The organism is Nocardioides sediminis, assembly GCF_003047295.1.
Classification (GTDB): domain Bacteria; phylum Actinomycetota; class Actinomycetes; order Propionibacteriales; family Nocardioidaceae; genus Nocardioides; species Nocardioides sediminis.
The window spans coordinates 18,056-30,758 of sequence record NZ_PZYZ01000001.1 but is presented as its reverse complement, the minus strand read 5'-3'; the positions used below and the strand labels follow the sequence as shown (position 1 = coordinate 30,758).

Below are 12,703 nucleotides of genomic sequence, written 5' to 3'. Positions count from 1 at the left end.
GAGGATCTCGACGGGTCGGTGCTTGGTGGGGGGGAGCCGCTCAGCGGGTCTCGCGGTGCGCCGTGTGCGTGCGGCAGCGCGGGCAGAACTTCTTCAGCTCGATGCGGTCGGGGTCGTTGCGGCGGTTCTTCTTGGTGATGTAGTTCCGCTCCTTGCAATCGACGCAGGCAAGCGTGATCTTGGGGCGAACGTCAGAGCTCTTGCTGGCCACGGGAAGTCCTTCGTCGGTGTGCAGTGGTGCGGGAGAGGATTGTGGTGGTAGCGGGGGCGGGACTCGAACCCGCGACACCACGATTATGAGCCGTGTGCTCTAACCACCTGAGCTACCCCGCCGCCGGGAGGGGCGACCGCCGAAGTCTACGACGGTGCTCCAACCCAGAGCCCCTTTACGGAATCGAACCGTAGACCTTCTCCTTACCATGGAGACGCTCTGCCGACTGAGCTAAAGGGGCAACAGCGGAAGAGAATACACACGGCTCCGGGATAGGAGAAATCGTCCCGCCACCCTCGTCGCGAGGGGGTCAGCCCGCCTGGATCCGGGGCCACGGCACGGCCTCCTCGAGCTCCAGCGCGAGCTCGAGGAGACGGGCCTCGCGACCGGCTCCGGCCCCCAGCATCATGCCCTGCGGGAGCCCCTCGGCCGTGGTCGCCAGGGGCAGCGAGATCGCGGGCTCGCCGGTGGCGTTCTGGAGCGGGGTGAAGGCTACCCAGTCCAGCAGCCGGTCCAACACCTGCTCGTAGTCGGCGGTCGGGTCGAGGTGCCCGACGCGGGGAGTGCCGGTGGCCAGCGTCGGTGTCAGGGTCACGTCGTACGACGCATGGTGGCGCGCCGCGAGGTGCTTGCTGGAGGCCATCGTGGCGATCGCGACAGGGAGCCTGTGCAGGTTGCGCCGGGAGTGCCGGGCCAGGCCGAGGGTCAGGTTGTCCAGCCGGCCGGGGTTCCAGGTCGGGCCGTAGGTGCGCCGGCCGGTGCCGACGACCGCCATCGCCAGCATCGACCAGTAGAGGACGAAGTGGTCGGCGAAGAAGCGCGGCACCGGCGGCTCGATCTCCTCCACCCGGTGCCCGAGGGACTCGAGCAGCGCGGCCGTCTCGAGGGTGAGCTCGGCCACCTCGGGGCTGGCGTCGCGGCCCACGCCGCGGGTGACGACCGCGACCTTCAGCCGGGCCCGCCCGGGGCGGGTGATGTCGCCGATCGGGGCGAGCCGCGGGTCGCGGTAGACCTTCTCGGCCTCCCGGTAGAACGCCGCCGTGTCGCGCACCGAGCGGGTCAGGACGCCGTCGGAGACGATCTTGACCGGCATCTGCCGCAGGGTCGCGTCCTGGGCCAGCCGACCGCGGGTGGGCTTGAGGCCGACGAGGCCGTTGACCGAGGCCGGGATCCGGATCGAGCCGCCACCGTCGTTGGCGTGCGCGATCGGCACCACCCCGGTGGCGACGAACGCGGCGGCGCCGGCCGAGGACGCGCCCGCGTAGTGCTCGGGGTTCCACGGGGTGCGCACCGGCCCCAGGCGCGGGTGGTCGACCGCGCCGCTGAAGCCGAACTCGCTCAGCCGGGTCTTGCCCAGCGGCAGCAACCCCACGCTGCGGTACATGCGGGCGAAGTCGCCGTCGGCGTCGGCCGGCCGGGCGACGTAGGCGTCGGTGCCGTTCTGGGTGGGCATGCCGGCGACGTCGACGTTGTCCTTGAAGAAGGTGGGGACCCCGGAGAAGTAGCCGGGCCGCGGCGACCGTGCCTCGGCGCGCGCCCGCTCGAACGCCTCGTGGGCCAGCGCGCCCAGCTGGTCGTCGACGGCGTCGGCGCGGGCGATCGCCGCCTCGACCACCTCGTCGACCGGCAGGCCGTCGCGGTAGGCCTCGACGAGACCGACGGCGTCGAGGTCCTGCAGCGGGTCGTCGCCGAACGCGTGCACGCGTGCCATGGCGGGCAACCTAGGACACGGGCGGCGCCCGCGGAAGAGGGTCGGCCGGAGGGGTCAGCGCCGAGCGGCCAGCAGGGCGTCGACCGCGCGCGGGGCGAGCACCGAGTCCAGCGCCAGCCGCACGCAGCCCACCAGGCCGGCGCGCTCGCCGTACGTCGCGGGGAGCACTTGCAGGTCGCGTCCCGCGAGCGCCGTGGTGCCGGGGAAGAGGGTGTCGCGCAGGCCCGCGGAGAAGGTGTCGAAGGCGCCGGCCATGTCGCCGCCGACCACGACGGCGCGGGGGTTGAGGACGGTGACGGTCGCCGCCAGCGCCTCGCCCACGCGGCGGCCGGACTCGCGCACGACCGCGCGCGCCTCGCCGTGGCCGTGCACCGCCCGGGCCACGAGGTCACGGACGTGGTCCACCCGGTGCCCGCCCTCCCGGAACCGCTCGACCAGTGCCCAGCCACCGGCGACCGCCTCGAGGCAGCCGGTGTCGCCGCACCGGCACAGCAGCCCGGCGGCCGAGGGCACCTTCACGTGGCCGAGCTCGCCGGCCGCCCCCCGGTGGCCGCGCACGAGCCGACCGTCCGCCACGATGCCGAGCCCGAGGCCGGTCGACGCCTTGAGGACGAGGACGTCGTCGTGCTCGAGCAGGTGGCCGTCGCGCTCGGAGGCGGCCATCACGTTGCAGTCGTTGTCGACGACCAGCGGGGCGCCGGTGACCTCCTGGAGGTAGGGCGCCAGGGGCACGCCGTCCCAGCCGGCGAGGGCCGGCGAGTCGACGCTCACGCCCCGGGCGCGGTCCACCGTGCCGGCCAGCGACAGGCCGACGCCGCGCACCTCGTCGCCCGATCGGCCCAGGTCGGCCAGCATCCGGGCCAGGTGGTCCGCGACGACCGGCATCAGGACGTCCGGCCCCAGCCCGACCTCCTGGTCGTGGCTCGCCGAGGCGAGCTCGGTGCCGTCGAGGGCACAGACCGACATCTGGGAGCGGCTGCGACCCACGGCGACGGCGAGCACGAGCCCGGCGTCGCGGTCGAGCACCAGCGTCGAGGCCGGCCGGCCCCCGGTGGCGGACTCCTCGTCCCCCTCGAGCACCAGCCCGGCGGACTCCAGCGACGCGAGGCGTGCGCTCACCGCGGTGCGCGAGAGCCCGGTGAGACGCCCCAGCTCGCCGCGCGTGGTCGCGCGACCGGACCTGATCAGGTCGAGCAGGTCGCCGGCGGTGGCGCCGGGGGCGGGCAGGACTCCGGGGGTCGACATGGTCCGGGCATTCAAGCACCGATGCACTTTAGTCTCATAAAAACCGAAGTTATGTTGTCAGCGTCCATAAGCACCCCTACCGTGGTGCCCCATGAACGCTCCTCCGCTCGGTACCCCCGTCGAGCCCTGCGACTTCACCGTCTTCGGCGGCACCGGTGACCTCGCGCTCCGCAAGCTGCTGCCCGCCCTCTACCTCCGCGACCGCGACGGCCAGCTGCCCGACGGCTTCCGGATCATCGGCGTCTCCCGGGCCGAGGTGGACGACGACGGCTACCGCGGCCTCGTCGAGGCCGCCCTGGCCGAGCACGTCGCGGCCGAGGAGCTCGCCGACGACGTCGTACGACGCCTGCTCGGGCGCCTGCACCACGTCACCCTCGACGTCGAGGACGTCGGCGACTGGCACCGCCTGCACGACCGCCTCAAGGACGGCGCCGCCGGCGAGGACGTCATCCGCGTCTTCTACCTCGCGGTGGCGCCCGCCCTCTTCGGCCCGATCTGCGACCACCTCGACGAAGTCGGCCTCGCCACCGAGCGATCGCGGGTCGTGCTCGAGAAGCCGATCGGCACCGACCTCGCCACCGCCCAGACCGTCAACGAGGCGGTGGGCCGGGTCTTCGACGAGTCGCACATCTTCCGCATCGACCACTACCTCGGCAAGGAGAGCGTCCAGAACCTGCTGGTCACGCGCTTCGCCAACACCTTCCTCGAGCCGCTGTGGAACAGCCGCTGGGTCGACCACGTGCAGATCACCGTCTCGGAGTCGATCGGCGTCGGCGAGCGGGGCTCCTACTACGACCGCTCCGGCGCCCTGCGCGACATGGTGCAGAACCACCTGCTCCAGCTGCTCTGCCTCGTCGCGATGGAGCCCCCGACGTACGTCGACCGCGAGACCGTGCGCGACGAGAAGCTCAAGGTGCTCCAGGCCCTGCGCCCGATGACCCCCGAGCTCGTCGACAGCGACACCGTCGCCGGGCAGTACGCGGCCGGGCTGTGCGACGGCGCGCCCGCGGCGTCGTACGCCGACGAGGTCGGCCACGAGAGCAGCACCGAGACCTTCGTGGCGATGAAGACCGAGGTGCAGAACTGGCGCTGGGCCGGCGTCCCGTTCTACCTGCGCACCGGCAAGCGGATGACCGAGCGGGTCTCGGAGATCGTGGTGGTCTTCAAGGAGCCGCCGCACCCGATGTTCCCCCACAGCGAGGGCCCCACGGAGCCCAACCGGCTGCACATCCGCGTCCAGCCCGACGAGGGGATGCGGCTGCACATGACCGCCAAGGAGCCCGGCCCCGGCGGCATCCGGCTGCGGCCGGTGTCACTCGACCTCAGCTATGCCGCGGCCTTCGGCGGCCGCTCCCCCGACGCCTACGAGCGGCTGCTGATGGACGTCGTCCGCGGCAACACCACGCTCTTCATGCGACGCGACGAGGTCGAGGCGGCCTGGGCCTGGGTGGCCCCCGTCCTGGACCGCTGGTCGCGCCCCTCGCACCGCCCGCGCCGCTACCCGGCCGGAACGCACGGACCCGTCGCCGCCGCCACGCTCCTCGAGCGTGACGGCCGATCCTGGCAGGAGACCGAATGAGCACGTCCCGCCCCACCGTCCACCCCGTCGTCAGCGAGGTCACCGAGCGCATCGCCCGGCGCAGCGCCGCGACCCGCACGGCCTACCTCGCGCGCATCGACGCCGCCGCCGACAAGGGCCCGGCCCGCGGCCGGCTGGCCTGCGCCAACCTCGCCCACGGCTTCGCCGCCTCCGAGGAGCCGGTGAGGAGCGGCCTGCGCTCGGGCCGCAAGCCCAACGTCGCGATCGTGTCGTCCTACAACGACATGCTCTCGGCCCACCAGCCGTTCCGGGACGTCCCGGAGGTGCTCAAGAAGTCGATCGTCCGCGCCGGCGGCCTCGCGCAGTTCGCGGGTGGAGTGCCCGCCATGTGCGACGGCATCACCCAGGGCCGCGCCGGCATGGAGCTCTCGCTCTTCAGCCGCGACCTGATCGCGATGTCGGCCGCCGTGGCGCTGTCGCACGACATGTTCGACGCCGCGATCATGCTCGGCGTCTGCGACAAGATCGTCCCCGGCCTGCTCATCGGCGCCCTGTCCTTCGGGCACCTGCCGACCGTCTTCGTCCCGGCCGGGCCGATGACGTCGGGGCTGCCCAACGGGGAGAAGGCGCGCGTGCGCCAGCTCTACGCCGAGGGCAAGGTCGGCCGCGAGGAGCTGCTCGAGGCCGAGTCGGCGTCGTACCACTCGAAGGGCACCTGCACCTTCTACGGCACCGCCAACAGCAACCAGATGCTGATGGAGGTCATGGGCCTGCACCTGCCCGACGCGACCTTCGTCAACCCCGGTACGCCGCTGCGTGCGGCCCTCGACCGCGCCGCCGGCGAGCGGGCCGTGGCCATCACCGCCGCGGGCGGCGAACCGACCCCGGTCGGGCACCTGGTCGACGAGAAGGCGATCGTCAACGCCTGCGTCGCCCTGCTCGCGACGGGCGGCTCGACCAACCACACGATGCACCTGGTCGCGATGGCCGCGGCCGCGGGCATCACGCTGACGTGGGACGACCTGTCGGACCTGTCGGCGGCCGTGCCGCTGCTGACCCGGATCTACCCCAACGGCACCGCGGACATCAACCACTTCGTGGCCGCGGGCGGGACGCCGTTCCTGGTCCACACGCTGCTCAAGCACGGCTACCTGCACGACGACGTGCTCACCGTCTCGGGCCGCGGGCTGTGGCGGCACACCCGCGAGGCCCGGCTCGACGGCACGGGTGACCTGGCCGGGGTGGTCTGGGAGGAGGGGCCGAAGTCCTCGCTGGACACCTCGGTCCTGCGCCCGGCCGACGACCCCTTCGCCCCCGACGGCGGCCTGCGGATGCTGTCCGGCCGGCTCGGCCGCGCGGTGGTCAAGACGTCCGCGGTCAAGCCCGAGCACCGGGTCGTCACCGCCCCGGCGATGGTCTTCGACGACCAGGCCGACTTCCTCGCCGCCTTCGCCGAGGGCCTGCTCGACGGCCGCGACCTGGTCGCGGTGGTCCGCTACCAGGGACCTGCCGCCAACGGGATGCCCGAGCTGCACAAGCTGATGCCCGCGCTGGGCGTGCTGCAGGACCGCGGCCAGCGCGTCGCGATCGTCACCGACGGGCGCATGTCCGGCGCGTCGGGCAAGGTGCCGGCCGCCATCCACGTGACGCCGGAGGCCGCCCTCGGCGGCCCGCTCGCCCGGGTACGTGACGGGGACCTGGTCACCGTCGACGCCGAGACCGGCCTGCTCGAGGTCGACCTCGCCGACGCCGACTTCGACCGCCGCGAGGCCACCGGTCGTGCCCCGCACGACGTCGAGTGGGCCGGCACCGGCCGCGAGCTCTTCTCCGGGTTCCGCGCCATCGTCGGCACCGCCGAGACCGGCGCCAGCGTCATCCGTCCCCTGCCCGCCCCCACCGAGGAGGCCCCCGTTGGCCAGCACGCCTGACTCCCTGCTCTCGCTCGTCCCGGTCGTGCCGGTCGTCGTCATCGACGACCTCGACCACGCGGTGCCGGTCGCCCGCGCCCTCGTCGACGGCGGCCTGCCGGTCATCGAGCTCACGCTGCGCACGCCGGTCGCGCTGGACGCCATCGCGGCCATCGCCGCCGAGGTGCCCGAGATCCTGGTCGGCGCCGGCACGATCGTGGCCCCGGGCCAGGTCGAGCAGGCCGTCGACGCGGGGGCGCAGTTCCTGGTCTCCCCCGGCTCGACGCCGACGCTGCTGTCGGCGATGGCCGGGTCGGGCGTCCCGTTCCTGCCCGGCACGGCCACCGTCTCGGAGGCGCTGGCCGTCCTCGAGGCGGGGTTCACCGAGATGAAGTTCTTCCCGGCGGAAGCGTCGGGCGGTGCGGCCTACCTGAGGTCGATCGCCTCGCCGGTGCCGGCCGCGCGCTTCTGCCCCACCGGCGGCATCACGGCCGCCAGCGCGTCGTCGTACCTCGCGCTGCCCAACGTGGGCTGCGTCGGCGGCTCGTGGCTCACCCCGGCCGACGCGCTGGCTGCGGGCGACTGGGAGCGGGTCAGCCGGCTCGCCGCGGAGGCCACGGCGCTGGGCTGACCTCCTCCCGGGAGCCCGGCCCGGCCCCGGTCCCGCACCACCCGCCCGAGGGACGCGAGACCCTTGCGCGCTGTCCGTGCACGGCGGACCCTCGGACCATGAGCGAGTGGGACTTCTCCGGCCTGTCGGCCATGTTCATCAACTGCACCCTCAAGCGGAGTCCCGCCCTGAGCCACACCGAGGGGCTCGTGGACGCCAGCGCGGCGATCATGCTCAAGCACGGTGTGTCCGTGGAGGTGCTCCGCGCCGTCGACCACGACATCGCGACCGGGGTCTACCCCGACATGACCGAGCACGGGTGGGAGAGGGACGTCTGGCCCGACATCTACCCGCAGGTGCTGGCCAGCGACATCCTCGTCATCGCCGGCCCGATCTGGCTCGGCGACAACTCGAGCATCACCAAGAAGATCATCGAGCGGCTCTACTCCCTGTCCGGCCAGCTCAACGACAAGGGCCAGTACCTCTTCTACGGGCGGACTGCGGGCTGCATCATCACCGGCAACGAGGACGGCATCAAGCACTGCGCACAGAACGTCCTGTACTCCCTGCAGCACATCGGCTACACGATCCCGCCCAACGCCGACGCCGGGTGGATCGGCGAGGCCGGGCCGGGTCCGTCGTACCTCGATCCCGGCAGCGGAGGGCCGGAGAACGACTTCACCAACCGCAACACGACGTTCATGACCTGGAACCTCATGCACACCGCGAAGATGCTCCGCGACGCCGGCGGTGTGCCCGCCTTCGGCAACCAGCGCAGCGTGTGGGACGCCGGCACACGCTTCGACTACGAGAACCCGGAGTACCGCGCCTGAGAGTCGCGACCTCAGGCGTAGGGCAGGAGCGCCGAGATGTCGTCGGTCGGCGTGCGCATCGCCACTCCGGCCCCGACGGCCTGGAGGGCCCAGCCGTCGCCGTCGCGGTGCAACCGGGCCATCACCAGGCCGGTCTCGCGGACCCCGAGGGTGAGGGTGAAGCGGGCCAGCTCGGTGCCGGCGTCGTCGACCAGCCGGCAGTAGGCGTTGCGGACGAACTCCAGGGTGTGGCCCTGGTAGCTGCTGACGAGGAACAGGATCGAGTCGACCTTGCCGTAGACCTTGGACAGGTCGACCGTCAGGACCTCGTCGTCGCCCTCGCCCTTGCCGGTGGTGCTGTCGCCGAGGTGCACCACCGACCCGTCACGGGTGGCGAGGTGGTTGAAGAACGCGAGGTCGAAGAGCTGGCCGCCGGCGAACTGCACCGCCGAGGCGTCGAGGTCCACCGGCGCCGACCCGGACCCGGCGAACCCAGCGGTGTGGGCGTGGTCCCAGCCCACACCCATCTGCACGTGCGTCAGCGGCGCGCCCCCATCCGTGGTCAGGGCCAGCTCCTGTCCCTCGGTCAGCTCGATCACGTGGGTCCCCTCCCGGTCTGCTGCGGCTCGTGTCGACGAAAGTACCCCCACGACGGGTGTCGGTGGGGTGCGCGACGATGTGGCCCATGAGCGCACCCGTGACCGGCGACGACGGCCTCGCCCGCTGCCCGTGGGCCGCGGGCGACCCCGTCAACCGCGCCTACCACGACACCGAGTGGGGCCTGCGGGTCAGCGGCGAGGCCGCGCACCTCGAGCGGCTGACGCTCGAGGCCTTCCAGTCGGGGCTGTCCTGGCTGACCATCCTCAACAAGCGCGAGGCGTTCCGCGAGGCGTTCGCCGGCTTCGACGCCGACGTCGTGGCGGCGTACGACGAGACGGACGTCGAGCGGCTGATGGGCGAGCCGCGGATCGTCCGCAACCGTCGCAAGATCGACGCGGCGATCACCAACGCCCGGGCCACGGTCGCGCTGCGCGAGCAGGGCGGGCTCGAGGCGTTCATCTGGTCCTTCCGGCCCGAGACCACGCCGGCGCCCGGGGACACCTCCGAGATGGCGACCACCTCCCCGGAGTCGCTGGCACTGTCCAAGGCGTTGAAGAAGGCCGGCTTCGCGCACGTCGGGCCGACCACGATGTACGCCTTGATGGAGGCAGTCGGGCTCGTCGACGACCACCTCGTCGGCTGCCACCGCCGCGGGGCGTCCGGCGTCTGGGCCTGACCGGGCACTTTCCAGCGGTCAGGAACCGCCCGGTCGGCGCCTCAGCGGCGCTCGCGCAGCCGCGCGTTGGGCAGCGCCGGGGCCGGGATGGGCGGCAGGTGGTCGCCGACCACGACGCCGTACCGGCCGGGGCGCACGTCCTGGCTGTCGGCCACGCCGTCGACCTGGGCCTGCCACTCCTCGCGGAAGCCGACGACCTCCTCGTGGGTGCGGCCGACGAAGTTCCACCACATGACGATCGACTCGCCGAACGGCGGGCCGCCGAGCAGGAGCGCCCGCACGTCCTCGTGCGCCTCGAGCGTGAACGAGTCACGGCCCGGGGCGACGTAGACGAGCTCTCCGGGCTTGCCCTCCTGGCCCGCGACGCCGGCCACGCCCCGGTCGAGCAGCACGCCGTGCTCGAAGGAGGAGTCCACGTCGAGCTCCAGCGTGGTGCCGGCCGCGAGCAGCAGCTCGGCGCCGAGCAGCGGGGTGTGGGTCGAGACCGGCGACGTGTCGCCGAGCAGGGAACCGAGGAAGACCCGCGCCTCCCACCCGTCCCCGATGACCGGGTCGGGGGTGTGGTGCTCGAAGCCGGGCGCGACGTCGCGGGAGCCGTCGGGCAGCGCCACCCAGAGCTGGGCGCCATGCAGCTCGGAGGTGCCGGCCGTGGAGACCTCGGAGTGGCTGATCCCGCGGCCGGCGGTCATCAGGTTGACCTCGCCGGGACGGACCATCGCGTGGTGGCCGGCCGAGTCGCGGTGCTCGATCTCGCCGGTGAAGAGCCAGCTCACCGTCTGCAGGCCGGTGTGGGGGTGCGGCGCGACCTTCATCCCGCCCGTCTCCGACACGAGGTCGGGGCCGTAGTGGTCCACGAAGCACCACGCCCCGATGAGCGACCGCTCGCGCTGCGGGAGGGTACGGCGCACGGTCATCGCCCGCGGTCCCCCGAGCGGGACCTCGCGGGGGGCGAGCACCTCGACCCCGCAGGCGGTGTCGCCGGGGGCCAGGGCCACCTCGTGGGGGTCGCGCTCGGGATTGGTCACGGTGCCCTCACGCCCTCACGCCAGGTGGTGCGGCTCGTCGGTGCGCATCGAGCCGGGTCCCTGCGAGACCGACCCCTGGCCGTCCCCCGGGCCTCCGGAGCCCGCCCGCTCGAGCCGGACGACCACGGACTTGTAGACCGGCTGGTTGCTCTTGTCGGCGGTCGAGTCGAGCGGCACCAGCGGGTTGGCCTCGGGGTAGTAGGCCGCCACGCAGCCGCGGGGCTGCTCGTAGGCCACGACCCGGAAGGAGCGGGCGACGCGCTCGACCCCGTCGCGCCACTCGCTGACGAGGTCGACGTGGTCGCCCTCGACCATCCCGAGGGCGGCGATGTCGTCGGGGTGCACGAACACGACCCGGCGCCCGCCCTTGACGCCGCGGTAGCGGTCGTCGAGCCCGTAGATCGTGGTGTTGAACTGGTCGTGGGACCGCATCGACTGCAGCAGGAACCGTCCCTCGGGCACGTCGAGCACCTCCAGCGGCGTGCTGGTGATGACCGCCTTGCCGCTGGGGGTCTCGAAGACCCGGTTGTCGCGGGGCGGGTGCGGGAGCACGAACCCGCCCGGCTGGTGCACCTTCTCGTCGTACGACGCACAGCCCGGCACGACGCGCGCGATGCGGCGGCGGATCTCGCCGTAGTCCTTGCGGAAGGCGTCCCACGGGACCGGGTGGTCGGCGCCGAGCGTCGCCAGGGCGAGCGAGCAGACGATGTCGACCTCCGAGCGCAGGTGCTCCGACGCGGGCTCGAGGGGACCGTGCGACGCGTGCACGGCCGACATGGAGTCCTCGACGGTGACCCGCTGGACCTGCCCGCCGGTCAGGTCCTTCTCGCTGCGACCGAGCGCGGGCAGGATCAGCGCCTCGCCGCCGTGCACGACGTGCGAGCGGTTGAGCTTGGTCGACACGTGCACGGTCAGGGCCGCGTTGCGCATCGCCGCCTCCGTCGCCTCGGTGTCGGGTGCGGCGCCGACGAAGTTGCCGCCCATGCCCATGAAGAAGCGCGCCCGGGCGTCGCGCAGCGCCTGGATGGAGCCCACGGTGTCGAGACCGTGCTCGCGCGGCGGGTCGAAGCCGAACTCGTCGCGGATGGCGTCGAGGAAGTGGTCGGGCAGCCGCTCCCAGATGCCCATCGTCCGGTCACCCTGCACGTTGGAGTGGCCCCGCACGGGGCAGACGCCGGCGCCCGGCTTGCCGATGTCGCCGCGCAGCAGCGCGACGTTGACGATCTCCTTGATGGTGGCCACGGCGTTGTGGTGCTGGGTGATGCCCATCGCCCAGCACGTGATCGTCGCCGGGGAGTCGGCGAACATGCGGGCCGCCTCGGTGACCTGCTCGCGGGTGAGGCCGGTGGAGGCCTCGACCTTGGCCCAGTCCAGCTCGGCGACGTGCGCGGCGTACTCGGTGAAGCCGGTGGTGTGGTCGGCGAGGAAGTCGTGGTCGAGGGCACCCCACTGGACCAGCAGCGAGCCGATGGCCTGGAAGAGGGCGAGGTCGCCGTTGAGCCGGATGGGCAGGTGGAGGTCGGCCAGCTCCGTGCCGACCGCGAGCCCCTTGGCGTGCTGGGGGTTCTTGAAGCGGACCAGCCCGGCCTCCTTGAGCGGGTTGATCGCGATGATCCGCGCGCCCCGTGACTTGGCCTCCTCGAGCGCCGAGAGCATCCGGGGGTGGTTGGTGCCGGGGTTCTGGCCGACGACCACGATCAGCTTGGCGCGGTGGATGTCCTCCAGGCTGACCGAGCCCTTGCCGATGCCGATGGTCTCGGTGAGCGCCGAGCCCGACGACTCGTGGCACATGTTGGAGCAGTCGGGGAGGTTGTTGGTGCCCAGCGCCCGGACGAACAGCTGGTAGACGAACGCGGCCTCGTTGGAGGTCTTGCCGGAGGTGTAGAAGATCGCCTCGTCGGGGCTGTCCAGGCGCCGGAGGTGACCGGCCATGGTGGCGAAGGCGTCCTCCCAGGTGATCGGCTCGTAGTGCGTCGCGCCCGGGCGCAGCACCATCGGCTCGGTGATCCGGCCCTGCTTGCCCAGCCAGAACTCGGTGCGGCCCTCGAGGTCGGCGATCGAGTGCCGCGCGAAGAACTCGCGGTCCAGCAGCTGGTTGGTCGCCTCCTCGGCGACGGCCTTGGCGCCGTTCTCACAGAACTCCGCCGTGTGCCGGTGGCCCGGCGCCGGGTCCGGCCAGGCGCAGCCCTGGCAGTCGAAGCCGTCGACCTGGTTGAGCCGCAGCAGCGTCGAGGCGGTGCGGCGTACGCCCATCTGCCCCACCGCCCGGCGCATCGCGACGGCGACGGCCGTCGCGCCCGCGGCGGCGTGGGACGTGGAGTCGACCTCGACCTCCGTCTCGTCGATGTCCTCGGTGGGTACCTGCC

The 12,703-nt window shown here is 72.7% G+C and carries 11 protein-coding genes and 2 tRNA genes; 5 read left to right on the top strand and 8 right to left on the bottom strand.

All coding sequences use genetic code 11. The features are described 5' to 3' along the window. Positions 1 to 40 precede the first annotated feature (40 nt). The 5 genes from rpmG to DAI17_RS00130 all read right to left on the bottom strand — a co-directional run bounded on the left by rpmG (position 41) and on the right by DAI17_RS00130 (position 3,167). A complete protein-coding gene (rpmG, locus tag DAI17_RS00150; protein WP_056887613.1) occupies positions 41 to 211 on the bottom strand; it encodes a 50S ribosomal protein L33 in 171 nt (56 codons plus the stop codon). Positions 212 to 256: 45 nt separating this feature from the next. Continuing rightward, positions 257 to 333, bottom strand: a tRNA-Met gene (locus tag DAI17_RS00145). Positions 334 to 379: 46 nt separating this feature from the next. Beyond that, positions 380 to 452: transfer RNA gene (locus tag DAI17_RS00140), tRNA-Thr, on the bottom strand. Between the two features lie 69 nt (positions 453 to 521). After that, a complete protein-coding gene (locus tag DAI17_RS00135) occupies positions 522 to 1,922 on the bottom strand; it encodes an amidase (protein WP_107770894.1) in 1,401 nt (466 codons plus the stop codon). A gap of 54 nt (positions 1,923 to 1,976) precedes the next feature. Then, a complete protein-coding gene (locus DAI17_RS00130; RefSeq protein WP_107770893.1) occupies positions 1,977 to 3,167 on the bottom strand; it encodes an ROK family transcriptional regulator in 1,191 nt (396 codons plus the stop codon). Between the two features lie 91 nt (positions 3,168 to 3,258). Between DAI17_RS00130 and zwf the strand changes: the two genes are divergently transcribed. The 4 genes from zwf to DAI17_RS00110 all read left to right on the top strand — a co-directional run bounded on the left by zwf (position 3,259) and on the right by DAI17_RS00110 (position 8,057). Next, positions 3,259 to 4,746, top strand: a complete 1,488-nt coding sequence (gene zwf / locus DAI17_RS00125) for a glucose-6-phosphate dehydrogenase (protein ID WP_107770892.1) — start codon at positions 3,259 to 3,261, stop codon at positions 4,744 to 4,746. Continuing rightward, positions 4,743 to 6,635, top strand: a complete 1,893-nt coding sequence (gene edd / locus DAI17_RS00120) for a phosphogluconate dehydratase (protein WP_107770891.1) — start codon at positions 4,743 to 4,745, stop codon at positions 6,633 to 6,635. The genes zwf and edd overlap by 4 nt, the downstream gene beginning before the upstream one ends. Then, positions 6,619 to 7,245: a bifunctional 4-hydroxy-2-oxoglutarate aldolase/2-dehydro-3-deoxy-phosphogluconate aldolase gene (eda, locus tag DAI17_RS00115; protein ID WP_107770890.1), complete on the top strand. Its 627-nt coding sequence runs from the start codon at positions 6,619 to 6,621 to the stop codon at positions 7,243 to 7,245. The genes edd and eda overlap by 17 nt, the downstream gene beginning before the upstream one ends. A 98-nt stretch (positions 7,246 to 7,343) precedes the next feature. Further along, positions 7,344 to 8,057 carry a flavodoxin family protein gene (locus tag DAI17_RS00110; RefSeq protein ID WP_107770889.1) on the top strand — a complete coding sequence of 238 codons (714 nt, stop codon included), beginning with the start codon at positions 7,344 to 7,346 and terminating at the stop codon, positions 8,055 to 8,057. 11 nt (positions 8,058 to 8,068) lie between these two features. On the opposite strand, the gene DAI17_RS00105 is transcribed toward DAI17_RS00110, so the two are convergent. Beyond that, the gene (locus DAI17_RS00105) at positions 8,069 to 8,635 is read right to left on the bottom strand and encodes a TerD family protein (protein WP_159081256.1); all 567 of its coding nucleotides are present in this window, start codon (positions 8,633 to 8,635) and stop codon (positions 8,069 to 8,071) included. Between the two features lie 86 nt (positions 8,636 to 8,721). Between DAI17_RS00105 and DAI17_RS00100 the strand changes: the two genes are divergently transcribed. After that, the gene (locus DAI17_RS00100) at positions 8,722 to 9,312 is read left to right on the top strand and encodes a DNA-3-methyladenine glycosylase I (protein WP_199904860.1); all 591 of its coding nucleotides are present in this window, start codon (positions 8,722 to 8,724) and stop codon (positions 9,310 to 9,312) included. A gap of 41 nt (positions 9,313 to 9,353) precedes the next feature. On the opposite strand, the gene DAI17_RS00095 is transcribed toward DAI17_RS00100, so the two are convergent. Then, on the bottom strand, positions 9,354 to 10,337 hold the full coding sequence (locus DAI17_RS00095; protein ID WP_234412050.1) for a pirin family protein: 984 nt from the start codon (positions 10,335 to 10,337) through the stop codon (positions 9,354 to 9,356). A gap of 15 nt (positions 10,338 to 10,352) precedes the next feature. Next, positions 10,353 to 12,611 (bottom strand): FdhF/YdeP family oxidoreductase, encoded by a 2,259-nt coding sequence (locus DAI17_RS00090; RefSeq protein WP_107771679.1) that lies wholly within the window; start codon positions 12,609 to 12,611, stop codon positions 10,353 to 10,355. Positions 12,612 to 12,703 lie beyond the last annotated feature (92 nt).

Bases quoted from the DNA above. Each gene is read 5' to 3' on its own strand.
- DAI17_RS00135 (WP_107770894.1), bottom strand. From the start codon at position 1,922: ATGGCACGCGTGCACGCGTTCGGCGACGACCCGCTGCAGGACCTCGAC.
- DAI17_RS00130 (WP_107770893.1), bottom strand. From the start codon at position 3,167: ATGTCGACCCCCGGAGTCCTGCCCGCCCCCGGCGCCACCGCCGGCGAC.
- zwf (WP_107770892.1), top strand. From the start codon at position 3,259: ATGAACGCTCCTCCGCTCGGTACCCCCGTCGAGCCCTGCGACTTCACC.
- edd (WP_107770891.1), top strand. From the start codon at position 4,743: ATGAGCACGTCCCGCCCCACCGTCCACCCCGTCGTCAGCGAGGTCACC.
- DAI17_RS00110 (WP_107770889.1), top strand. From the start codon at position 7,344: ATGAGCGAGTGGGACTTCTCCGGCCTGTCGGCCATGTTCATCAACTGC.
- DAI17_RS00100 (WP_199904860.1), top strand. From the start codon at position 8,722: ATGAGCGCACCCGTGACCGGCGACGACGGCCTCGCCCGCTGCCCGTGG.
- DAI17_RS00090 (WP_107771679.1), bottom strand. From the start codon at position 12,611: ATGCGCCGGGCGGTGGGGCAGATGGGCGTACGCCGCACCGCCTCGACG.